The 22,296-nt window shown below is 70.5% G+C and carries 17 protein-coding genes; 12 read left to right on the plus strand and 5 right to left on the minus strand.

Going from position 1 to position 22,296, the window contains the following annotated elements; genetic code table 11:
* The first annotated feature begins 295 nt into the window (after window positions 1-295).
* The 5 genes from F7R91_RS24475 (at window position 296) to serA (ending at window position 8,900) form a co-directional block, all read left to right on the plus strand.
* The gene (locus tag F7R91_RS24475) at window positions 296-3,277 is read left to right on the plus strand and encodes a putative bifunctional diguanylate cyclase/phosphodiesterase (RefSeq protein WP_191971613.1); all 2,982 of its coding nucleotides are present in this window, start codon (window positions 296-298) and stop codon (window positions 3,275-3,277) included.
* 237 nt (window positions 3,278-3,514) lie between these two features.
* Window positions 3,515-5,371 carry an acetolactate synthase large subunit gene (locus tag F7R91_RS24480; protein ID WP_150951271.1) on the plus strand — a complete coding sequence of 619 codons (1,857 nt, stop codon included), beginning with the start codon at window positions 3,515-3,517 and terminating at the stop codon, window positions 5,369-5,371.
* A 20-nt stretch (window positions 5,372-5,391) separates the two neighbouring features.
* Window positions 5,392-5,916, plus strand: a complete 525-nt coding sequence (gene ilvN, locus F7R91_RS24485; RefSeq protein WP_150951272.1) for an acetolactate synthase small subunit — start codon at window positions 5,392-5,394, stop codon at window positions 5,914-5,916.
* 110 nt (window positions 5,917-6,026) lie between these two features.
* Entirely contained in the window at window positions 6,027-7,028 is a 1,002-nt protein-coding gene (gene ilvC, locus F7R91_RS24490) for a ketol-acid reductoisomerase (protein WP_150951273.1), read from the plus strand.
* A gap of 282 nt (window positions 7,029-7,310) precedes the next feature.
* Entirely contained in the window at window positions 7,311-8,900 is a 1,590-nt protein-coding gene (gene serA, locus F7R91_RS24495; protein ID WP_150951274.1) for a phosphoglycerate dehydrogenase, read from the plus strand.
* Between the two features lie 64 nt (window positions 8,901-8,964).
* Here the strand turns inward: serA and F7R91_RS24500 are convergent, their stop codons facing one another.
* Entirely contained in the window at window positions 8,965-10,482 is a 1,518-nt protein-coding gene (locus tag F7R91_RS24500; protein WP_150951275.1) for an MFS transporter, read from the minus strand.
* Between the two features lie 99 nt (window positions 10,483-10,581).
* On the opposite strand from F7R91_RS24500, the gene F7R91_RS24505 reads away from it, so the two are divergent.
* Complete coding sequence (locus F7R91_RS24505; RefSeq protein ID WP_150951276.1) at window positions 10,582-11,166, plus strand: TetR/AcrR family transcriptional regulator; 585 nt, start codon at window positions 10,582-10,584, stop codon at window positions 11,164-11,166.
* A gap of 22 nt (window positions 11,167-11,188) precedes the next feature.
* Here the strand turns inward: F7R91_RS24505 and F7R91_RS24510 are convergent, their stop codons facing one another.
* The gene (locus F7R91_RS24510; protein ID WP_150951277.1) at window positions 11,189-12,457 is read right to left on the minus strand and encodes a PucR family transcriptional regulator; all 1,269 of its coding nucleotides are present in this window, start codon (window positions 12,455-12,457) and stop codon (window positions 11,189-11,191) included.
* A gap of 171 nt (window positions 12,458-12,628) precedes the next feature.
* Between F7R91_RS24510 and F7R91_RS24515 the strand changes: the two genes are divergently transcribed.
* The 3 genes from F7R91_RS24515 to F7R91_RS24525 all read left to right on the plus strand — a co-directional run bounded on the left by F7R91_RS24515 (window position 12,629) and on the right by F7R91_RS24525 (window position 16,156).
* Window positions 12,629-13,555, plus strand: coding sequence for a proline dehydrogenase family protein (locus F7R91_RS24515; protein ID WP_150951278.1), 927 nt, complete (start codon window positions 12,629-12,631; stop codon window positions 13,553-13,555).
* A 32-nt stretch (window positions 13,556-13,587) separates the two neighbouring features.
* On the plus strand, window positions 13,588-15,219 hold the full coding sequence (pruA, locus tag F7R91_RS24520; RefSeq protein ID WP_150951279.1) for an L-glutamate gamma-semialdehyde dehydrogenase: 1,632 nt from the start codon (window positions 13,588-13,590) through the stop codon (window positions 15,217-15,219).
* Between the two features lie 73 nt (window positions 15,220-15,292).
* The gene (locus tag F7R91_RS24525; protein ID WP_150951280.1) at window positions 15,293-16,156 is read left to right on the plus strand and encodes an alpha/beta fold hydrolase; all 864 of its coding nucleotides are present in this window, start codon (window positions 15,293-15,295) and stop codon (window positions 16,154-16,156) included.
* Window positions 16,157-16,177: 21 nt separating this feature from the next.
* On the opposite strand, the gene F7R91_RS24530 is transcribed toward F7R91_RS24525, so the two are convergent.
* Both F7R91_RS24530 and F7R91_RS24535 read right to left on the minus strand, forming a co-directional pair.
* Window positions 16,178-16,384 (minus strand): DUF5988 family protein, encoded by a 207-nt coding sequence (locus F7R91_RS24530; RefSeq protein ID WP_150951281.1) that lies wholly within the window; start codon window positions 16,382-16,384, stop codon window positions 16,178-16,180.
* 70 nt (window positions 16,385-16,454) lie between these two features.
* Window positions 16,455-17,399, minus strand: a complete 945-nt coding sequence (locus tag F7R91_RS24535; RefSeq protein ID WP_150951282.1) for an NADP-dependent oxidoreductase — start codon at window positions 17,397-17,399, stop codon at window positions 16,455-16,457.
* A 337-nt stretch (window positions 17,400-17,736) separates the two neighbouring features.
* Here F7R91_RS24535 and F7R91_RS43840 point away from each other — a divergent pair, with 337 nt between their 5' ends.
* Window positions 17,737-17,868 carry a hypothetical protein gene (locus F7R91_RS43840; RefSeq protein WP_150951283.1) on the plus strand — a complete coding sequence of 44 codons (132 nt, stop codon included), beginning with the start codon at window positions 17,737-17,739 and terminating at the stop codon, window positions 17,866-17,868.
* A 60-nt stretch (window positions 17,869-17,928) separates the two neighbouring features.
* On the opposite strand, the gene F7R91_RS24545 is transcribed toward F7R91_RS43840, so the two are convergent.
* Complete coding sequence (locus F7R91_RS24545) at window positions 17,929-19,500, minus strand: purple acid phosphatase family protein (RefSeq protein ID WP_150951284.1); 1,572 nt, start codon at window positions 19,498-19,500, stop codon at window positions 17,929-17,931.
* Window positions 19,501-19,643: 143 nt separating this feature from the next.
* On the opposite strand from F7R91_RS24545, the gene F7R91_RS24550 reads away from it, so the two are divergent.
* Window positions 19,644-20,687 carry a 3-isopropylmalate dehydrogenase gene (locus tag F7R91_RS24550; protein ID WP_150951285.1) on the plus strand — a complete coding sequence of 348 codons (1,044 nt, stop codon included), beginning with the start codon at window positions 19,644-19,646 and terminating at the stop codon, window positions 20,685-20,687.
* A 250-nt stretch (window positions 20,688-20,937) separates the two neighbouring features.
* Window positions 20,938-22,029, plus strand: a complete 1,092-nt coding sequence (locus tag F7R91_RS24555; RefSeq protein ID WP_150951286.1) for a branched-chain amino acid aminotransferase — start codon at window positions 20,938-20,940, stop codon at window positions 22,027-22,029.
* Window positions 22,030-22,296: the final 267 nt, after the last annotated feature.

A 22,296-nucleotide genomic window follows, 5' to 3' on the forward strand; every position in this document is an offset into this window, starting at 1 on the left:
GCGCATCGTTCGGCGCCGGGGACGGACACTTCAGACTGTGAGGGGGGCGACGGGCGATGCACGGCCTATGGACGAGCGATCCGACGCGGCGGGGCCGTCGGCGGCGACCGTGGCGCACGACCACGCGCAGACGCGGCCATCACAGCAGCCACGCCGGCCGCCACGGCGGCCGGCAGGACGGCCACGGCAGCCGGCACAGCCATCATCACCGGCGGCCCAGCGGCCGCAGGCGGCATGGGCACCCAGCGCACCGGAACCCCCGGGGCGGGGGGCCCACGCAAACCGGGAGGGTCCGGTGAGCTCGCCCCCGCCCCCCGTGAGCACCCTCGACGGAGCGCTGCGGGTGCGGCCCGCGTCGAGGACGCTGCTGCCCCGCCCGCCGGCCTCCGGCGGCGGTTCGGGCGTGGTCCGCCAACTGGTCCTGGTCATGGTGTGCGCGGGGTACGCCGTCGGCTCCGCGCTCGGCTGGGGATCCAGTGAACTGGCACTGGTCATGGGCGACTTCGGGCTGAGCGCCGCGGCCGGCACCGCCGCCGTGTCCTGCTGTGTCTACGCCCGGAACCGACGTATCCGCTTTCGACCCGCCTGGCTGCTGTTCGCCCTCTCCTCGGCGATGGCGGCCCTGGGCAACCTGGTCTGGGGGTGGTACGAGGTGGTGCTCGGGCAGCCCGTGCCCAGCCCCAGCTATGCCGACCTGTTCTTCCTGTGCTTCGCGCCGCCCGCCATCGTGGGCCTGCTGGTGCTCGCCAAGCGGCCCGTGACGAAGGCGGGCTGGGTCTGCCTCGCCCTGGACGCCTGGCTGATCGGCGGCTCGCTGCTCACGCTCGCGTGGAGCCTGGCGCTCGCGCAGGCGGCGCAGTCCGAGGAGGGGTCGAGCGTGGCGCACACCGCGCTGTCGCTGGCGTATCCGCTGCTGGACATCGCCCTGGTCAGCATGGTCCTAGCGCTGCACTTCCGGCGCTCGGCGGGCAACCGTACGGCGGTCAACACCGCCATCGGCGCCCTCGCGCTCACCGTGATGTGCGACGCCCTGTTCACTTCGCCGCTGCTGCACAACAACTACAGCTCCGGCCAACTGCTCGACGCGGGCTGGTTCGCCGGTTCGCTGCTTCTCGCGTACGCCCCCTGGGCCACCCCGCGGCACGGCGGGGCGCCCGACGACGGGCACACACGTGTGGTGCACGAGCACCTGCCGGGACAGCGTCCCGCCCCGCACCACCTCGCGCCCGCGCAGGGAGGTGATCACAGCCGTTACGCGGCGTCCCGGCCCATGACCGGCTCGCTGGCCGCCCTCACTCCGTACCTCGCGGCGGCGGTCTGCACGCTGAGCATCCTCTACAACGTGCTCAGCGGCCGCAGCCCGGACCGCGTGGTGCTCCTCACCGGCGGCACCGTCGTGCTCGCCCTCGTGGTGCGCCAGGGCATCATGCTGCTCGACAACATCACCCTCACCCAGGAACTGGCGCAGAAGGAGAACCACTTCCGCTCCCTGGTGCAGGGCTCCAGCGACGTCATCATGATCGCCGCGCCCAACGGCATCCTCCGCTATGTCTCCCCGGCCGCCGCCGGTGTCTACGGCCGCACCGCGGAGGACCTCGTCGGCACGGAACTGGCCGGCCTGATCCACCCGGAGGACCTGGGGTGCGTGGTGCACGAGGTGCGCCGCTTCCTCGCTGCCAGCCCGCTCGACGAACCGACTACGCGCATCGAGTGCCGCTTCCGCTCCGGAGACGGCGGCTGGCTCAATGTGGAGTCGACCGTCAACCGCCACCACGGCGGCCTCATCTTCAACAGCCGGGACGTCACCGAGAGAGTGCGGCTCCAGGCGCAGCTCCAGCACAACGCCGAGCACGACCCGCTGACCGACCTGCCCAACCGCGCCCTGTTCACCAAGCGCGTCCAGCAGGCCCTGTCCGGCCGCCGCTCCTCCGACCGCGGCACGGCCGTTCTGTTCATCGACCTGGACGGCTTCAAGGCCGTCAACGACACGATCGGGCACCAGGCCGGGGACGAGCTGCTCGTCCAGGCCGCCCGCAGACTGCAGGACGCGGTGCGGCATTCGGACACCGCCTCCCGGCTCGGCGGCGACGAGTTCGCGGCCCTGATCGTCGGGGACGGCACCCGCGACCGCACCGCCCGCGAAGGGCACATCCTGGAGCTCGCCGACCGCCTCAGGATCACGCTCTCGCTGCCGTACCTCATCGACGGCAACGATGTCCGGGTGGCCGCGTCCATCGGCGTCGCCTTCGCCGAACCGGGCCTCGGCGCGGGCGAGCTGCTGCGCAACGCCGACCTCGCCATGTACCGCGCCAAGGCGGCCGGCAAGGGCCGGGTCGAGCTGTACGCCCCGCAGATGCAGCAGGACGTCGTACGCAAGGCGGAGCTGGCCTCGCGTCTGCGGGCCGCCCTGCACGACGGCGAGTTCGCCCTGCTGCACCAGCCGGTGGTGTGTCTGGAGGACGGCCGGATCACATCGGTCGCGGCTCAGGCGCGCTGGCGTTCCTCGCAGGGAGTGCTCTTCACGCCCGCCGAGTTCCTGCGGGTGGCCGAGGACAGCGACAAGACCGCCGAGCTGGACCGCTGGATGCTGGAGGAGGCCGTCGAACAGGCCGCCGAGCGCGCCGGCACCGGCCTCGCCGTGCCCGTGGCCGTCCGGATGAGCGCCCGCCGGCTGCTCGACCGGTCCCTGCCGTTGGGCTCCGTGGAGGCCCTGCTGACCCGGCACGGGCTGCCGTCCGGGTCCCTGGTGATCGAGCTGTCCGACGCCGATCCACGGGTGTCCCTGGAGGAACTGGAACGCCGTCTGGGCGCCCTGCGCAGGCTCGGCGTCCGGATCGCCCTGGACGGCTTCGGCAGCGGATACGCGGCGATCACGGCCCTGCGCAGGCTCCCCGTCGACGTACTGAAACTGGACCGCGGTCTGGTGGAGGGCGTCGTGGAGTCGGCGCGGCTGCACAAGATCACCAGTGGGCTGCTGCGGATCGCGACCGATCTCGGACTGCAGTCCGTGGCCGACGGCGTGGATCTGCCCGAGCAGGTCGTGGCGCTGCGCGCGATGGGCTGCACCCATGGGCAGGGCATGGCGTTCTCGGGGCCGCTGGACGAGTACCGGCTGCGCCGGGCGCTCAATTCCGGCCATTATCCGGTGCCTCACGGACCGGCCGAGCCCGCCTTCGCAGGAGGGGGTTCGGGGGTGTACACCAGTGGTGTAGCCGCCGTTCTGGGAGGCGGAAGTGCCCTTCGTTCACATAATGAGACTCCCGTCCCACCCACTTGACACGTGGTGTGTGCCGGGGGGAGGGTCTGTGCCATGCGCACCCGAATTCTCGTACTTGGAAAGCGCGTCGGCTGAAGCTGGTGACGTCCGGGCGGACCCGGAACTCCCAGCGACCACTCCCGGCGCGCTCCCCTCGCTTGCCTCACGGCACGAGGGGTTTTTTGTTGCACAGGCACCTGCCGTGCAACAGCCGTACACCGCACAAACCTCGCAAAAACCCTCAGCATCGAGAAGAGAATGCCGATGACCGAGCAGGCCACCGGGGCCCATCATCCGCAGCCGCGGCCCCGATCCGGAGGACAGCAGTCCGCGCCCGAGCAAGTCACGGGAGCGCAGTCCCTCATCCGCTCTCTCGAGGAGGTCGGCGCCGACACGGTATTCGGCATTCCCGGCGGTGCGATCCTTCCGGCGTACGACCCGCTGATGGACTCCACCAAGGTGCGCCACGTCCTGGTCCGCCACGAGCAGGGTGCCGGCCACGCGGCCACCGGTTACGCGCAGGCCACCGGCAAGGTCGGCGTCTGCATGGCGACGTCGGGGCCGGGCGCCACCAACCTGGTCACCCCGATCGCCGACGCGCACATGGACTCCGTGCCGATGGTTGCGATCACCGGCCAGGTGGCGTCGAAGGCGATCGGCACGGACGCCTTCCAGGAGGCGGACATCGTCGGCATCACGATGCCGATCACCAAGCACAACTTCCTGGTGACCCACGCCGAGGACATCCCGCGGGTGATCGCGCAGGCGTTCCACATCGCCGCCACCGGCCGCCCCGGCCCGGTCCTGGTCGACATCGCCAAGGACGCCCTCCAAGCGCAGACGACCTTCTCCTGGCCGCCCACCATGGACCTGCCCGGCTACCGCCCGGTGACCAAGCCGCACGCCAAACAGATCCGTGAGGCCGCCAAGCTGATCACCTCCGCCAAGCGGCCCGTCCTCTACGTCGGCGGCGGTGTCATCAAGGCCAAGGCCACCGCCGAGCTGAAGGTCCTCGCCGAACTCACCGGAGCGCCCGTCACCACCACCCTGATGGCGCTCGGCGCGTTCCCCGACAGCCACCCGCTGCACGTGGGAATGCCGGGCATGCACGGTGCGGTCACCGCCGTCACCGCGCTGCAGAAGGCCGACCTGATCGTCGCCCTCGGAGCCCGCTTCGACGACCGTGTCACAGGCAAGCTGGACAGCTTCGCCCCGTACGCCAAGATCGTGCACGCCGACATCGACCCGGCGGAGATCGGCAAGAACCGCGCCGCCGACGTGCCGATCGTCGGTGACGCCCGCGAGGTCCTCGCCGATCTGGTCCAGGCGGTGCAGAAGGAGCACAGCGAGGGCCACCGGGGCGACTACAGCGCCTGGTGGAAGGACCTGTCGCGCTGGCGCGAGACCTACCCGCTGGGCTACGAGCAGCCCGACGACGGCTCGCTGTCGCCGCAGCAGGTCATCCAGCGCATCGGACAGCTCGCTCCCGAGGGCACGATCTTCGCCGCGGGCGTGGGCCAGCACCAGATGTGGGCCGCGCACTACATCGAGTACGAGAAGCCCGCGACGTGGCTGAACTCGGGCGGCGCCGGAACGATGGGCTACGCGGTCCCGGCCGCGATGGGCGCCAAGGCCGGAGTCCCGGAGCGGGCCGTCTGGGCGATCGACGGCGACGGCTGCTTCCAGATGACCAACCAGGAGCTCACCACCTGCGCCCTGAACAACATCCCGATCAAGGTCGCCATCATCAACAACGGTGCCCTCGGGATGGTCCGCCAGTGGCAGACCCTCTTCTACAACCAGCGGTACTCCAACACCGTGCTGCACAGCGGCCCCGAGGCCGACGGCAAGCAGCCGAGCGCGGGCACCCGGGTCCCCGACTTCGTGAAGCTGTCGGAGGCCATGGGCTGCTACTCGATCCGCTGCGAGGACCCGGCCGAGCTCGACAAGGTCATCGAAGAGGCGAACTCCGTCAACGACCGCCCGGTCGTCGTCGACTTCATCGTCCACGAGGACGCCATGGTGTGGCCGATGGTCGCCGCCGGCACCTCCAACGACGAGATCATGGCCGCCCGCGACGTCCGCCCCGACTTCGGCGACAACGAAGACGACTGAGCGAGAGAGACGAAAGAGAAATGTCCAAGCACACGCTCTCCGTCCTGGTGGAGAACACCCCGGGCATCCTGGCCCGGATCGCCGCCCTGTTCTCCCGCCGCGGCTTCAACATCGACTCGCTCGCCGTCGGAGTCACCGAGCACGCCGACATCTCCCGCATCACCATCGTGGTGAGCGTCGCCGACCTGCCGCTGGAGCAGGTCACCAAGCAGCTCAACAAGCTCGTCAACGTGCTGAAGATCGTCGAGCTGGAGCCGGGTGCTGCCGTTCAGCGGGAACTCGTTCTGGTGAAGGTGCGCGCCGACAACGAGACACGCTCGCAGATCATCGAGATCGTCCAGCTGTTCCGTGCCAAGACCGTCGACGTCTCCCCGGAGGCCGTCACCATCGAGGCCACCGGCTCCAGCGACAAGCTGGAAGCCATGCTCAAGATGCTGGAGCCCTTCGGCATCAAGGAGCTCGTGCAGTCGGGCACGATCGCGATCGGACGCGGAGCCCGTTCCATCACGGACCGTTCGCTGCGCGCGCTCGACCGATCCGCGTAAGGCTGGTGACGGGCGGTCCCGGCCGCCCGTATGCCGAGACCCCGAACCTTCCCTTCCGCCCGCCGTCATACGGTGGGACGCAACACCTGCACTCAAGGAGAGAACCCAAAGTGGCCGAGCTGTTCTACGACGCCGACGCCGACCTGTCCATCATCCAGGGCCGCAAGGTCGCGGTCATCGGTTACGGCAGCCAGGGCCACGCCCACGCCCTGTCGCTCCGTGACTCGGGTGTCGACGTCCGCGTGGGTCTGCCCGAGGGCTCCAGGTCCAAGGCGAAGGCCGAGGAGCAGGGGCTGCGCGTGGTGACCACGGCCGAGGCCGCCGCCGAGGCCGACGTGATCATGATCCTGGTGCCGGACCCGATCCAGTCCCAGGTCTACGAGGAGTCCATCGCCCCGAACCTGAAGGACGGCGACGCCCTGTTCTTCGGCCATGGCTTCAACATCCGCTTCGGCTTCATCAAGCCCCCGGCCGGTGTCGACGTCGCCATGGTCGCCCCGAAGGGCCCGGGCCACCTGGTGCGCCGCCAGTACGAGGAGGGCCGCGGCGTTCCCTGCATCGCGGCCGTCGAGCAGGACGCCTCGGGCAACGCCTTCGCGCTCGCCCTGTCGTATGCGAAGGGCATCGGCGGCACCCGCGCCGGCGTCATCAAGACGACCTTCACCGAGGAGACCGAGACCGACCTGTTCGGCGAGCAGGCCGTGCTGTGCGGTGGCACCGCGGCGCTGGTCAAGGCGGGCTTCGAGACGCTGACCGAGGCCGGCTACCAGCCGGAGATCGCGTACTTCGAGTGCCTGCACGAGCTGAAGCTGATCGTCGACCTCATGTACGAGGGCGGCCTGGAGAAGATGCGCTGGTCCGTCTCCGAGACCGCCGAGTGGGGCGACTACGTCACCGGCCCGCGCATCATCACCGACGCCACCAAGGCCGAGATGAAGCAGGTCCTCACGGAGATCCAGGACGGCACCTTCGCCCGGAACTGGATGGACGAGTACCACGGCGGTCTGAAGAAGTACAACGAGTACAAGACCGCGGACTCCGAGCACCTGCTGGAGACCACCGGCAAGGAGCTGCGCAAGCTGATGAGCTGGGTCAACGACGAAGAAGCCTGATCCTGAACCCGCGGCGGTACCCTCGATTCGGGGTACCGCCGCGGGGCTCCGCCCCGGACCGCGCTCCTCAAACGCCGGAGGGGCTGTCTTAGTTGGCCGCCGCGTCCACCTCGTCCGGGTGATCCTTCCGTAGCGGCGTAAGACGATCCGTGTCGCGCTACTACACTGCTGCACAACAAACGCGTCAGGCCCACAGCGTCGTGCGTCTTCCACGCGGCTAGCACCCCTCCACCGCATGCGGCCGTCGGGACGGCCGTCCGCATTGGACATGTGAGGACTCACGTGAGCTCGAAACCTGTCGTACTCATCGCTGAAGAGCTGTCGCCCGCGACCGTCGACGCGCTTGGCCCGGACTTCGAGATCCGGCACTGCAACGGCGCCGACCGGGCCGAGCTGCTGCCCGCCATCGCCGACGTCGACGCGATCCTGATCCGTTCCGCCACCAAGGTGGACGCCGAGGCGATCGCGGCCGCCAACAAGCTCAGGGTCGTCGCGCGAGCCGGCGTCGGCCTGGACAACGTCGACGTCTCCGCCGCCACCAAGGCCGGCGTGATGGTCGTCAACGCCCCCACCTCCAACATCGTGACCGCCGCCGAGCTGGCCTGCGGTCTCCTGCTCGCCAGCGCGCGCCACATCCCGCAGGCCAACACGGCGCTGAAGAACGGCGAGTGGAAGCGCAGCAAGTACACGGGTGTCGAGCTGGCGGAGAAGACACTCGGTGTCGTCGGCCTCGGCCGCATCGGCGCCCTCGTCGCCCAGCGCATGTCCGCCTTCGGCATGAAGGTCGTCGCGTACGACCCCTACGTCCAGCCCGCCCGCGCGGCCCAGATGGGCGTGAAGGTCCTCTCGCTGGACGAGCTGCTCGAGGTGTCCGACTTCATCACCGTGCACCTGCCCAAGACCCCCGAGACCCTCGGTCTCATCGGCCACGAGGCGCTCCACAAGGTCAAGCCGTCGGTGCGCATCGTCAACGCCGCGCGCGGCGGGATCGTCGACGAGGAGGCGCTGTACTCGGCGCTCAAGGAGGGCCGCGTCGCGGGCGCCGGCCTCGACGTGTACGCCAAGGAGCCCTGCACCGACTCGCCGCTGTTCGAGCTGGACCAGGTCGTGTGCACCCCGCACCTGGGCGCCTCCACGGACGAGGCACAGGAGAAGGCGGGCATCGCCGTCGCCCGCTCGGTGCGCCTCGCCCTCGCCGGTGAGCTGGTCCCGGACGCGGTGAACGTCCAGGGCGGTGTCATCGCCGAGGACGTCAAGCCGGGTCTGCCGCTCGCCGAGCGTCTCGGCCGCATCTTCACCGCCCTCGCGGGCGAGGTCGCGGTCCGCCTCGACGTCGAGGTGTACGGCGAGATCACCCAGCACGATGTGAAGGTGCTGGAGCTCAGTGCCCTCAAGGGTGTCTTCGAGGACGTCGTCGACGAGACCGTCTCGTACGTCAACGCCCCGCTGTTCGCGCAGGAGCGCGGCGTCGAGGTGCGGCTGACCACGAGCTCGGAGTCGGCCGACCACCGCAATGTCGTCACCGTGCGCGGCACGCTCGGCAGCGGCGAGGAGGTGGCCGTCTCCGGCACGCTGGCCGGTCCGAAGCACCTGCAGAAGATCGTCGGGGTCGGCGACTACGACGTGGACCTGGCGCTCGCCGACCACATGGTCGTCCTCAAGTACGAGGACCGTCCGGGCGTCGTCGGCACGGTGGGCCGTATCTTCGGCGAGGCCGGCATCAACATCGCCGGTATGCAGGTCGCTCGTGCGGCGGTGGGCGGCGAGGCCCTGGCCGTGCTGACTGTCGATGACACGGTCGGTCCCACCGTTCTGGCCGAGGTGGCCGAGGAGATCGGGGCGACGTCCGCGCGCTCGGTGAACCTGGTCTGACGCAACCACCCGAACGCCGGACGGGCCGGCAGGAAGCCGGCCCGTCCGGCGTTCTGCATGCCACCTACTTCTCGCCGACCCGGATCCTGCGCAGCGTCACCGCCGCCGCCCAGGCCGCCCCGGCCAGCAGCACGGCCCCCGCGATCGCCGCCCCCTGCATCCCGTCGGTGAACGCCTCCCGGGCCGCCGTGGCGAGCGCGTCGCCCGAGCGTCGCGGGAGCTGTCCGGCGACGGCCAGTGCGCCGCCCAGCGTCTCGTGGGCCGCGTCCGGGGCCGCGTCCGGGATGTCGTGCCGGTAGAGCGCCGTGCCGATGGAGCCGAGGACCGCCATCCCCAGCGCGCCGCCGAACTCCGAGCCGGTCTCCAGCAGGGAGGACGCGGAGCCGGCCCGCTCGGCCGGGGCCGCCCCCAGGGCCAGGTCCGTCATCTGGGAGATCACCATGACGATCCCGGAGGCGAGGACACCGCACGCGGCCAGCACGAGCCACATCGAGTCCGTACCGGCGAGGGCCAGCAGAGCATAGCCGCACGCGGCGACGACGAAGCCGGCGGTGACGACATGGGCTCGGTTCATGCCCTTCTGGACGAGTGCGGTCGCCAGCGGGGCCGTCATCCCGATCGGCACCGAGGGGAGCAGCGCCCACAGGGCCGCCTCCAGTGCGCTCTTGCCGAGCACCGACTGCAGATACTGCGTGGTGAAGAACGCCGAACCCATCATCCCGAACGCGGCGACGAGGTTGAGGACCACGGCGGCGGCGAAACCGTGCCCGCGGAACAGGGCCGGGGAGATCATCGGCGAGGCCGTGGTGCGCTGGCGGTGGACGAAGAGCGCGGCGAAGAGCAGGCCGACCGTGACCGAGACGACGTACCGGACGTTCCAGCCCTCGGAGGGGATCTCCTTCAGGCCGTAGACGACGGGCAGCACGGCGGCCATGGACAGCGGGACGCTCACCCGGTCGAAGGGGCCGGGCGCGGGGTCCTTCGACTCGGGCAGCAGGACCGGGCCGAGGACGAGCAGCAGCGCCATCGCGGGCAGGTTGACCAGGAAGACGGAGCCCCACCAGAAGTACTCGACCAGCACGCCGCTCATCACCGAGCCGAGGGCGATGCCGGCGGTCATCACACCGGACCACAGGCCGATGGCCTTCGCGCGCTGGGCGGGGTCGGTGAACATCGTGCGGATCAGCGCCATCGTCGACGGCATCAGGGTGGCGCCGCCTATGCCGAGGACCGCGCGGGCCGCGATCAGGGTCTCGGCGCTGTTCGCGTAGGCCGCCACCAGTGAGGCGGTGCCGAAGGCGGCCGCGCCGAGCAGCAGCAGCCTGCGGCGGCCGATGCGGTCGCCGAGCGAGCCCATCGTCATCAGCAGGCCGGCCAGCACGAACGCGTAGATGTCGAAGATCCACAGTTGCTGGGTGCCGCTGGGCTCCAGATCCGCGCTGATCGCCGGGATGGCGAAGTAGAGGACGGAGACATCCATCGAGACCAGGAGCAGCGGAAGCATCAGGACGCCGAGCGCGGTCCATTCACGGCGGCCGGCCCGTGTGGCCGGGGTCGGGGCGGTGCTCGTCGAGTTCGTCATGCCGGGAAATGTACGAGCGTCTTAAACGTTTGTCTAGAACGACTGTGTAATTCATGCGTCTAGGACAGATGTATGGATCGAGGGGTAGGGTGAGCCGGCATGGGACACCGTGAGGATCTGCTCGAAGGCGCCAAGCGCTGCCTTCTGGAGAAGGGCTTCGTGCGGACGACCGCGCGCGACATCGTCAAGGAGTCGGGGACCAACCTGGCGTCGATCGGCTACCACTACGGCTCGAAGGACGCGCTGCTCACCCAGGCGTTCGTGGAGCTGGTCCAGGAGTGGGGCGAGAAGTTCGACCCCGCCGAGGCGAGGAACGCCGAGCCCGGGGGCTCGCTGGACCGGTTCCGGGGCGTCTGGGCCCGGATGCTGGAGTCCATGGACGAGTTCCGCCCCATCTGGACGGCCAGTCTGGAGATCGCCACCCAGGGGGACCGCGTCCCCGAACTGCGCAAGCTGATGGCGAAGGCCCAGACCGAGGGACGCTCCGGCCTGGTCGCCCTGTTCACCGGGGCCGACGAGTCCACGCTCGACGAACGCACGGTCCGGACGCTGGGCGGCTTCTACCAGGCGCTGCTCAACGGCCTGATGGTGCAGTGGCTCTTCGACCCGGCCGGCGCGGCCACCGCGGACGATCTGACCGAGGGCCTGCGCCGGGTGCTGGAGGGCGTACGCGAGACGGAGTGAGACATGCCGGTCGGCGCCCGCGTCACAGCCGTGCCCCCTTCAGCGTCATGTGCAGCAGCAGCCGGTCCTCGCCGTCGTCCAGGTCCAGGCCCGTCAGCTGCTCCACGCGGGACAGGCGGTAGTACAGGGTCTGCCGGTGGATGCCGAGCTCGGCGGCCGTGCGGCCGGCCTGGCCCGCGCAGTCGAGGTAGACCTCGGCGGTGCGGGCGAGCTCCCGGTGGGCGGGGGAGAGGAGCGGGCGTACCGCGGGGTCGTGCGCGGCCTCCGGGGGGAGCGCGGTGAGCAGGCGGAACGGGCCGATGGACGCCCACTCGGCGACCGGCCCGAGCCGCGGCTCCGACAGGGCGGCCCGCGCCGCCGCCGACGCCTCCCGCCAGGCCGCCCCCAGCTCCGCGAGCCCGGCGCGGGGGGCCGCGATGCCGGCGGCGGGCCCGGGCGGTGCGCTCATGCCCGGTCCGGCCGGGGAGCCCGGCTGCGCGGACGCGGCACCGGACGCCGTGGGGCCTGTGCGCCCCCCGGCCGCCCGCTCCAGAAGCCGGCTCGCCGCCGACACTGCGGGCGTCAGGACGTCCGCCGACCTGAGGCGCAGCAGCAGCGCCAGCGACTGGCCCGTCGTCCCCCACGGCACCGTGCACAGCGCCGTCGCGCCCGGGACCGTACGGACCGACGGGGCGTCGTCCGGATCGGCCGAGGGCCAGGGGGACACACAGACCACCGTGTGAAGGCCGTCCGCGCGGGGGCCGAGGGCCGTGCGCAGTTCCGCCACCGCCATGTCCCGCTGCCAGTCGTGCTCCGCCGTGAGGACCGCCCGCAGTTCGCGGGTGAGGTCGGCCCCGTGCTGCGCCTCGTCCGCGAGCAGGGCGCCGATCCGGCCGGTGACCTCCATGGCCGCCGCCAGCTGCGCGTCCGACGGCCCCGGCTCGCCGTCGAGCAGCCACACATAGCCGAGCACGACACCCCGATGCCGTACGGGGAGACAGATCCGTCCCCGGTACACCCCCGCCTCCGGAGTGGGCGGGATACGGACCGGGCCCGTCGCCCGGGTGATGCCGAAGCCTTCGAACCAGGTCCGGACGGCCGCCGTGGAGCGGCGGGTCAGGATCGAGCGGGTGCGCACGGGGTCCAGCGCCGCGGCATCGAGGTCGTCCTCGCTGGCGTACGCGGCAAAGGCGATCAGCTCGAAGTCCCGGTTCTCCAGGGTCGCGGGGGCGCCGAGCAGCTCCGAGATCTCGTCGACCAGCTCCTGGTAGTCACCCACGTGTTCGGACGTCACCCGGGCATTCTCCCGCATCTCCCGGAGCCCTTCATACATCTGTCTGAGATCTGCGGCACGGATGCGTGACAGCTGTCGATGGCCGACGATCAGAGGGATCCTTAGGTTTCACGGTGGTTCTCCGTGCCGTACCCGAAACCTCACGCACCGGGTCTTCGGCCTTCTCTGCTCCTGTTGTGGAGGTGCCCCGTGCTGGGTCCCGTGATTCTCGCCGCGTCGCGCAGCGACCGGATGCGACGCCTGATCTCGGCGGCCCCGGTCACCAAGCAGGTGGTCGACCGGTTCATTCCCGGCGAGACCGTCGACGAGATCGTCCCGGTCGTCCGGGAGCTCACCGGCCGGGGGCTGGAGCTGACGATGGACGTCGTCGGCGAGGACATCACCCGTCCCGAGCAGGCGGCCGCCGCCCGTGACGCGTACCTGGAGCTCATCGACCGGCTCGAGAAACTGGAGCTGGGCACCCGGGCCGAGATGTCGGTCAAGCTGTCCATGTTCGGGCAGGCGCTGGAAGACGGCCACGAGCTGGCGCTGAAGAACGTGCGCCCGGTCGTCGAGGCCGCGGCCGCCATCGGTACGACGGTCACGCTCGACGCGGAGGACCACACCACCCTCGACTCGATGTTCGCCATCCACGAGGAGCTGCGGAAGGACCACCCGCAGACCGGCTGCGTGATCCAGGCCTACCTGTTCCGCACCGAGGCCGATGCCCGCCGCCTCGCCGCAGTCGGCAGCCGCGTACGGCTGGTGAAGGGCGCGTACAAGGAGCCCACCGAGGTCGCGTACCAGCAGAAACACGAGATCGACAAGGCGTACGTCCGGATCCTGAAGGTCCTGATGGAGGGCGACGGGTACCCGATGATCGGGTCCCACGACCCGCGTCTGATCTCCATCGCCCAGGAGCTCGCCCGGCGCGCCGGGCGCAAGCTGGACGAGTACGAGTTCCAGATGCTGTACGGCATCCGCAGCGACGAGCACCTGCGGCTGGCCGCCGAGGGCCACCGTATGCGCGTCTACACCGCGTACGGCACGGACTGGTACGGCTACTTCATGCGCAGGCTGGCCGAGAAGCCGGCGAACCTTCTCTTCTTCGCTCGCTCGACCCTCACCAAGGGCTGACCCACACCGCTCAGTAAGGAGTTACGGAACCCATGGACGCTGTGACCCAGGTCCCCACCCCCGTCAATGAGCCGGTGCACGGCTACGCCCCCGGCTCGCCGGAGCGCGCCCGTCTGGAGGCCAAGCTCAAGGAGCTCGCCGAGAACCCGATCGAGCTGCCGATGACGATCGGCGGCGAGAAGCGGCTGGGCGGCGGCGAGGAGTTCCAGGTCGTGCAGCCGCACAACCACAAGGCCGTGCTCGGCACCTACCGCAACGCCACACAGCAGGACGCCCAGGACGCCATCGACGCGGCCCTCGCCGCCGCGCCCGCCTGGCGCGCGATGTCCTTCGACGACCGCGCGGCGATCATCCTGCGCGCCGCCGAACTGCTGGCCGGCCCCTGGCGCGAGACGCTGGCCGCCTCCACCATGCTCGGCCAGTCCAAGACCGCCCAGCAGGCCGAGATCGACACCCCGTGCGAGCTGGTCGACTTCTGGCGCTTCAACGTGAAGTACGCCCGTGACCTGCTCGCCGAGCAGCCCCCGGCCAACTCCCCGGGCGTCTGGAACCGTCTCGACCACCGTCCGCTGGAGGGCTTCGTCTACGCGATCACGCCCTTCAACTTCACCGCGATCGCGGGCAACCTGCCCACCGCGCCCGCGCTGATGGGCAATGTCGTCGTCTGGAAGCCGTCCCCGACCCAGACCCACGCCGCGGTTCTGCTGATGCAGCTGCTGGAGGAGGCCGGGCTGCCCAAGGGCGTCATCAACCTCGTCACCGGCGACGGCATCGAGGTCTCCAAGGTGGCCTTGGAGCACCGGGACCTCGCCGGCATCCACTTCACCGGCTCGACCAGGACCTTCCAGTACCTGTGGAAGACGGTCGGCGCCAACATCGAGAAGTACCGTTCCTACCCGCGCCTGGTCGGCGAGACCGGCGGCAAGGACTTCGTCGTCGCCCACCCGAGCGCCGACCGCGCGGTGCTGAAGACCGCCCTGACCCGCGGTGCCTTCGAGTACCAGGGCCAGAAGTGCTCGGCGACCTCCCGGGCGTACGTCCCGGCCTCCATCTGGAACTCGGGCTTCAAGGAGGAGTTCGCGGCCGAGGTCGACTACCTCACCATGGGTGACGTCACCGATCTGTCGAACTTCATCGGCGCGGTCATCGACGAGCGCGCGTTCGCCAAGAACAAGGCGGCCATCGACCGCGCGACGTCGGACCCGTCGTGCACGATCGTCGCGGGCGGCTCCTACGACGACGCCGTCGGCTACTTCGTCCGCCCGACCGTCATCGAGTGCGACGACCCGGAGAACGAGGTCTTCACGACCGAGTACTTCGGCCCGATCCTCGCCGTGCACGTCTACGAGGACGACCGGTACGACGAGATGCTGACCCAGATGGAGTCGGTCTCCGACTACGCCCTCACCGGCTCGGTCGTCGCGGGCGACCGCGCGGCGGCGGCGTACACGATGGACAGGCTCCGCTACGCGGCCGGCAACTTCTACATCAACGACAAGTCGACCGGCGCCGTCGTCGGCCAGCAGCCCTTCGGCGGTGGCCGTGCCTCCGGCACCAACGACAAGGCCGGCGCGCCGCAGAACCTGATGCGCTGGACCCTGACCCGCTCCATCAAGGAGACGCTGGTCCCGCCGACCGACTACGCCTACCCGCACATGGGCTGACGCCCGGGTGCACACGGACGGGCCGGGAACGCCTCCCGGCCCGTCCGTGTTCCCGCCGGGCAGACTTGGCGCCATGGACGGGCCACGGGACGAGACGGTGACGGCGGACGACGGCGTACGGCTGTGGGCCACCCGGTCGGGCCGGGGCGAGCCGCTGGTGCTGTGCCACGGCGGGCCCGGCCTGTGGGACATGTTCACGGATGTGTCCGCCCTGCTCGCCGACCGGGCCACGGTCGTCCGCTGGGACCAGCGCGGCTGCGGGCGGTCCCAGCGGTGCGCCGGCCCCTGGACGCTCGAGCGCTTCGTGGCCGATCTGGATTCCGTACGACGCCACTTCGGGCTCCGCCGGACGGCGCTGCTCGGCCATTCCTGGGGTGCGCAGCTCGCCCTGAGCCATGCGCTGGCGCACCCGGAGCGGGTGAGCGCGCTGGTGTACGTGGCCGGGACCGGCATCGGCCCCGACGCGGACTGGCACCCGGCGTTTGCCGAGAACTTCCGCGAACGGCTCGGCGACAACCAGCAACGGCTCTCCCGCTGGCGGGAGTTGACGGACCGTCCGCGGCTGACGCAGGACGAGGAGCGGGAGCAGGCGGTCCTCGAATGGTCCGTGGAGTTCGAGGACCGCGGGCGGGCCCTGGAGCACGCCGGGCGCATGGCCGACCCCTGGCTCGGGATCAACGACGAGTGCCACAGGGCCCTCGACGAGGAGCGGAGTCGGACCTGGGGCACACCGGAGCTGTACGCCGCCTGCCGGGCTCTGGACCTGCCCGTGCTGATCGTCGACGGTGCGCGGGACATCCGGCCGCGCTCGGCGGTGGACTCGCTGGAGCGGGCTCTGCCGCGGGTGCGCCGGGTGGTACTGCCCGAGGCCGGTCATCTGCCGTGGGCCGAGGACCCGGAGGGGTTCCGGGAGGCGGTGACGGCGGTGCTGCGGTGAGAGCCCGCACCCGGCCCGGCACTACCCGGGCAGCTCCGTGCGCTCCCACCACTCGTACACGGGCAGCCTGCCCTCCGGGGTGTCCGCCTGCCGCGGGGTCGCCCTGAAGTGTTCGTAGCCACCGAGGAACGCGATCTTCACATCGTTTCCCGGGGGCGGGACCGGGACGATCCGCTCGGACAGAGCCTCCGGACCGCCCTCCAGCACTACCTTGACCTTGTCGTTCATGACCTCACCGTTCCCGTTGCCGTGAGCCGGCGACGCGCGCCGCGCGGAGGATCAGTCGTGTGGGCGAGAGTCAGGCCATCACCAGGACGAGCCCGCCCCTGCCGAGTCCCGTCTCGCCCAGCTCATGTGCCTTGGCCGCCTCCGTGAGTGGGACGGCCGCCTCGATGTGGACGCGGATGCGGTCGTTCACGAGCAGTGCGGCGATCTTCGTCAGGCGTTCGCCCGAGGGCGCCGCCCGGACCATCGCGAAGCGCATCCCGCGTGCCTCCACGTCCTCCGGGGACAGGCCGAGGTCGCCGGGGACCGCGGAGATCAACAGGCCGTTCGGACGCAGGGTGTTCAGGGTGCGGGGGCCGTGGTCGCCGCCGACCAGGTCGAGCGCGGCGTCGACGTCGTGCACGGCGGTGGCGAAGTCCGTGGCCGCCGGGTCGATCAGTTCGTCGGCGCCGAGGCCGCGCAGGAACGCGTGGTCGTCGGCGCGGGCCGTGGCGATGACGTACGCGCCCTCCGCCTTGGCGAGCTGGACCGCGACATGTCCCGGGCCGCTCGCCGCCGCATGGACCAGCACGCGGGTGCCCGGCCCGGCCGCGGCGATGTCGATCAGGGCCTCCCAGGCGATCAGCGCCGCCGTCGGGGCGGCGGCCGCGTGGACGTGGTCCAGCGTGGCCGGCTTGACGGCGAAGTGGGCGGCGGGAGCGGTGACATGCAAGGCGTGACCGCCGCCCTCGATCCGGCCGAACACCTCGTCGCCGGGGCGGAAGCGGGCCACGGCCGCGCCGGCCGCCTCCACCACGCCGGACACGTCCTGCCCCGGCGTGAACGGCGGCTCCCCGTACAGCGGGTCGGCGCCCGAACGGGCCAGCCAGTCCGCCGGGCCGACGCCCGCCGCGTGCACCCGGAGCAGGATCTCGTCCTCGGCGGGACGGGGACGCGGCCTCTGTTCGAGCTCCAGGACCTCCGGTCCGCCGAAGCGGTGCTGGGTCATCGCGAGGGTGCGGGACTGTTCCGTGGTCATCGGGTCTCCCTCCCGAGGATGGACCGGGAACGGCACACACGGCCGCTGCCGACCATCGTGGCGCGGCGGCTCTCCTTCGGCACCCCATCGGTCTGAAGTCGCAGGTCAGGGTGGTGTGACCCAATCCACCGTCTCAGATAGTAGGAAGTCCGAGTAATTGTGGAGACAGCGGCGGTCTCCTCCTTTAGCTTTGTAGGAGCCGAACGTCTCGCTCGACCAAGCGAATGGCGGTCGTGAGCCGGGCCCCGTGCAGGCAACCCCTGCGGCACCGCTCCCCGCCCCTTCCGGCGTCTCGTATCCCCGTTCGCCTTCCGGAATGCGAAGGAGTCGATTCCCCATGGCCGAGACGACCGTCCGCCGTCGAGTCCGTCACCTCTCCCGTACGACCGAGTCCGACCGCAAGAACGCGGCCGCCGCGCTCCAGCGCGCCCTGGACCGCCGGGACAACGGCGGCTCGACCGGTCACTGAGCCGCCCGACAGACGGGTACAAGAAGCCGGGAGCCGCACCCGCCGAGGTGCGGCGCGGCCTCATCCACCGCGCCGCACCTCGAAATGGTCGATGCGCTCGCCGCTCTGCGCGAGCGCCGACACCTTCAGCCTCGGGGCCGTACCGCTCACCGCCTCCACGGACAGGAACGAGAAGCCCCGGTAGCGCACCCGCGACCACTCCACCGTCTCCGGCTTGCTCGCCTGCGACTTGGTCCACCGGAAGGTCTCGACGGCCTCGCCGTGCGTGACATGGCCCTCGTAGCTCTCCTTCACGCCCGCCGGGAAGCCGTACAGGTCCTTGCCGCCCCCGCCCGCGGTGACGTACACGATGCCGTCCCGCGTGGGGTCCGTGCCGGCGCCGATGGGTACCGGCCTGCCGACCTCGCCGTTCTTGATGGCGTCGGTGCGTTCGTAGACATGGTTGTGTCCGTTGATCACCAGATCCACCTCGTGCCGGGCGAACAGCGGCACCCACTCGGCGCGTACACCGCCGTCGGAGGCGTGCGCGGAGGTCGAGTACGCACAGTGGTGGAAGAAGACGACGATGAAGTCGACCGCCTTGTCCGCCCGCAGCTCGCGCAGCTTCTGATCCAGCCACTTCGTCTGCCGACCGTCGGTGTGACCGAGGTTGGCGGGGATCTCGTACGAGACGTCGTTCGCGTCCAGCGCCACTACGGCGACGTTGCCGTAGGTGAACGCGTAGACGCCCGGCGCCGCTCGCGGGTCGAAACCGCTGTCCGGGAGGGAGAAGCGGGCCAGCTGGCCGCCGTAGCCGTCCGGGGAGTACCAGGCCTCCATGTCGTGGTTGCCGGTGGTCACCATCCACGGCACCGACTTCGACACATGCTCGTTCTGCTTCAGGAACAGGTCCCAGAAGGCGGGGTCGTAGCCGTCCGTCGTCCTGCCCTTGCCGTTGACGTCGGCGTAGCAGATGTCGCCCGCGTGGAGGTGGAAGGCCGGCTTCTGGCGCAGCAGGGCGTCGTCGTTGGCGGCGGCGGCCCGGTTCACGCCCTGGTCGCCGAAGGCGGTGAACACGAACCTCTCCGGGCTCGCGGGCGCCGTACGGAAGGAGGTGATCGTCGCTCTGCCCTGCGCCGAGGCCGGGTCGAAGCCGTCGTGGCCGACGCCGTAGTAGTACGTCGTGCCGGGGCGCAGGCCGTCGAGGGCGGCGTGCAGGTAGTACTGCTGAAGAGCCGCCCGCACGCCCGTGAGGCCCGGCGTGTGCAGGCCGCGCACCTCGGCCTCGATCCTGCGGCCGAGCTGGTCCGGCCGCAGGCCGATGCGTACGTACGGCTTCTTCACCGCCAGCGGCACCTGCCAGGAGACGCGCATCTGCGTCTTCGGGTCGGCGCCGAAGGCGAGATGGCGGCCGAAGGGGGCGACGGCGGAGCCGTGCACGGTGTCGAGGGGGGAGACGGAGGCCGTTCCGGTGGCGGTGGCCCTGCCCGCGGCTCCTGCGGTGGCGCATCCGGTCAGCAGTCCGCCCGCCATCGCGCCCGCGGTCACCAGCGTGCGGCGCCGGGTGAGCTTCGTGCGCAGGTACTCGTACTGCTCTGCCATGCTCATCCGGCGCGCGAGCTGCGGGGGAATGCCGAAGTCCGGTGTCTCCATGAGGGTGAACTTCCCAGCGAAGCCCAACACCGGCCCCACATAAGGGTGAACGGCAGTCGAAGGGCTGACGCCTTCCACCCATGTGGCTGTCCGTATCGCGGACACCCCATGTCATCCCATGGGACAAGGAGTACGGTGCCGACATGTCTCGCAGCCTCAATCTCGCAGTGATCCCCGGTGACGGCATCGGCCAGGAGGTCGTGGCCGAAGGCCTGAAGGTCCTCTCCGCCGTCCTTCCGCAGGATGTGAAGCTGGAGACCAAGGAGTACGACTTCGGCGCCCGGCGCTACCACGCCACCGGTGAGACCCTCACCGACGCCGACCTCGACTCCCTCAAGCAGCACGACGCCATCCTGCTCGGCGCGATCGGCGACCCGTCGGTGCCGTCCGGCGTCCTGGAGCGCGGCTTCCTGCTCAAGCTCCGCTTCGCCTTCGACCACCACGTCAACCTGCGTCCCTCGAAGCTCCTTCCGGGTGTTGCCACCCCGCTGGCCGGTGAGCCGCAGATCGACTTCGTCGTGGTCCGCGAGGGCACCGAGGGCCCGTACACCGGCAACGGCGGCACCATCCGCAAGGGCACCGAGCACGAGGTCGCCACCGAGGTCTCCGTCAACACCGCCTTCGGTGTGGAGCGTGTGGTCCGTGACGCCTTCGCCCGCGCGCAGGCCCGCCCGCGCAAGAAGCTCGCGCTGATCCACAAGAACAACGTGCTGACCTTCGCCGGTCACCTGTGGACGAACATCTTCAACCAGGTCGCCGCGGAGTTCCCCGAGGTCACCACCGAGTACATGCACGTGGACGCGGCGACCATCTACCTGGTCACGCAGCCCGAGCGCTTCGACGTGATCGTCACCGACAACCTCTTCGGCGACATCATCACCGACCTCGCCGCGGCCGTCTCCGGCGGCATCGGCGTCGCCGCGAGCGGGAACATCAACCCGTCCGGCGCGTTCCCCTCCATGTTCGAGCCCGTGCACGGCTCGGCCCCGGACATCGCAGGCCAGGGCAAGGCCGACCCCACCGCCACGGTCCTGTCCGTCGCCCTGCTCCTGCGCCACCTCGGCTACGACGCCGAGGCGACCCGTATCGAGGACGCCGTCTCCGCGGACCTCGCCGAGCGCACCGGCAAGCCGGCCCGCAGCACGTCCGGGATCGGCGACGCCCTCGCCGTACGAGTAGCCGGCTGACCCCGCCGCGCACGCGAATCCTTTCGAAGCCGCCGGGTCGCATCCGCACCCGGCGGCTTCCCCATGTCCCCGCCGGGTGCCACCATCTTCCCCTGGGCCGCATTCACGCCGTTTCTTCCACGGTCCCCGCCTTGCGATAATCGAACGCGGAGCCGCGGAATGAGGGAATGCTCGGACGTCCTAGCACTGGCCACTGGCAGTACGGGCGTGAGCGCGGCCCGTCACTACAACCGGTGAAGGACTACCACTCATGACGACGCCCACGACGATCGAGCTCAAGCCCTCCGCCAGCCCGCTCTCCGCCGCCGAGCGCGAGGCGATCCTGGCCGACCCCGGGTTCGGCCGCCACTTCACCGACCACATGGTGACGATCAAGTGGACGGAGGGCCGCGGCTGGCACGACGGCCAGCTCGTGCCCTACGGCCCGCTCTCCCTCGACCCCGCGAACATGACCCTGCACTACGCGCAGGAGATCTTCGAGGGCCTCAAGGCGTACCGTCAGCCCGACGGATCCGTCGCCACCTTCCGCCCCGAGAAGAACGCCCGGCGCTTCCAGTCCTCCGCCCGTCGGCTCGGCATGCCCGAACTGCCCGTCGAGACCTTCATCGAGGCGTGCGACGCGCTGGTGCGCCAGGATCGGGCCTGGGTCCCGGCACACGGCGGCGAGGAGTCCCTCTACCTCCGTCCGTTCATGATCGCGACCGAGGTCGGCCTGGGTGTGAAGCCCGCCAACGAGTACCTCTTCCTGGTCATCGCCTCCCCGGCCGGCGCGTACTTCCCCGGCGGCGTCAAGCCGGTGTCCATCTGGGTCTCCGAGGACCATGTCCGCGCCGTCCCCGGCGGCATGGGCGACGCGAAGACGGGCGGCAACTACGCCGCCTCGCTGCTCGCCCAGGCCGAGGCCGCCGCCAAGGGCTGCGCCCAGGTCTGCTACCTCGACGCGGTCGAGCGCAAGTGGGTCGAGGAACTCGGCGGCATGAACCTGTACTTCGTCTACGGCAACAAGATCATCACGCCGTCCCTGACCGGCTCCATCCTGGAGGGCGTCACTCGCGACTCGCTGCTCAGCGTCGCGGCCGACCTCGGCTACCAGGCCGAGGAGGGCCGGGTCTCCGTCGACCAGTGGCAGCGCGACTCGGAGAACGGCACGCTGACGGAGGTCTTCGCCTGCGGCACGGCGGCGGTCATCACCCCGGTCGGCACCGTCAAGCGCACCGGCGCCGAGTGGCAGCAGTCGGACGGTGAACCCGGCGAGGTCACGCTCAAGCTGCGTGAGTCCCTGCTGAACATCCAGCGGGGCACGGCCGAGGACAAGCACGGCTGGATGCACCAGCTGGGCTGAGCCCGCCCGAACTCGCCGCACACGAACGGCAGTGCCTGCGACGCGTATCGCCTCCCCCACGCGGGTGTCCACTGATCCCGCGGGGGAGCGCGCGTCCTCCCGTGGGCCCCGCACGGAGGGGGGCTGCCGGCGGCCTGCGGGCAGCTTCCTCCCGGCCTTTCTTCCCGGCCTTGAGGTGAGCTGACAGCGGCCGTCACGTTTTGAGTGGCGCTCAATGCAATCAGGCTGTTCATGCCCTATCGGTTCCCTTCTCGCCATTCCCTGTTT

This window comes from Streptomyces luteolifulvus, assembly GCF_008806595.1.
GTDB classification, from domain to species: Bacteria; Actinomycetota; Actinomycetes; order Streptomycetales; family Streptomycetaceae; genus Streptomyces; species Streptomyces luteolifulvus.

Coding starts and splice junctions, on each gene's coding strand:
- F7R91_RS24550 (WP_150951285.1), top strand. CDS start 19,644: ATGTCTCGCAGCCTCAATCTCGCAGTGATCCCCGGTGACGGCATCGGC.
- pruA (WP_150951279.1), top strand. CDS start 13,588: ATGGACGCTGTGACCCAGGTCCCCACCCCCGTCAATGAGCCGGTGCAC.
- ilvN (WP_150951272.1), top strand. CDS start 5,392: ATGTCCAAGCACACGCTCTCCGTCCTGGTGGAGAACACCCCGGGCATC.
- F7R91_RS43840 (WP_150951283.1), top strand. CDS start 17,737: ATGGCCGAGACGACCGTCCGCCGTCGAGTCCGTCACCTCTCCCGTACG.
- F7R91_RS24555 (WP_150951286.1), top strand. CDS start 20,938: ATGACGACGCCCACGACGATCGAGCTCAAGCCCTCCGCCAGCCCGCTC.
- F7R91_RS24525 (WP_150951280.1), top strand. CDS start 15,293: ATGGACGGGCCACGGGACGAGACGGTGACGGCGGACGACGGCGTACGG.
- F7R91_RS24505 (WP_150951276.1), top strand. CDS start 10,582: ATGGGACACCGTGAGGATCTGCTCGAAGGCGCCAAGCGCTGCCTTCTG.
- F7R91_RS24500 (WP_150951275.1), bottom strand. CDS start 10,482: ATGACGAACTCGACGAGCACCGCCCCGACCCCGGCCACACGGGCCGGC.
- F7R91_RS24545 (WP_150951284.1), bottom strand. CDS start 19,500: ATGGAGACACCGGACTTCGGCATTCCCCCGCAGCTCGCGCGCCGGATG.
- F7R91_RS24535 (WP_150951282.1), bottom strand. CDS start 17,399: ATGACCACGGAACAGTCCCGCACCCTCGCGATGACCCAGCACCGCTTC.
- F7R91_RS24530 (WP_150951281.1), bottom strand. CDS start 16,384: ATGAACGACAAGGTCAAGGTAGTGCTGGAGGGCGGTCCGGAGGCTCTG.
- F7R91_RS24480 (WP_150951271.1), top strand. CDS start 3,515: ATGCCGATGACCGAGCAGGCCACCGGGGCCCATCATCCGCAGCCGCGG.
- F7R91_RS24510 (WP_150951277.1), bottom strand. CDS start 12,457: ATGCGGGAGAATGCCCGGGTGACGTCCGAACACGTGGGTGACTACCAG.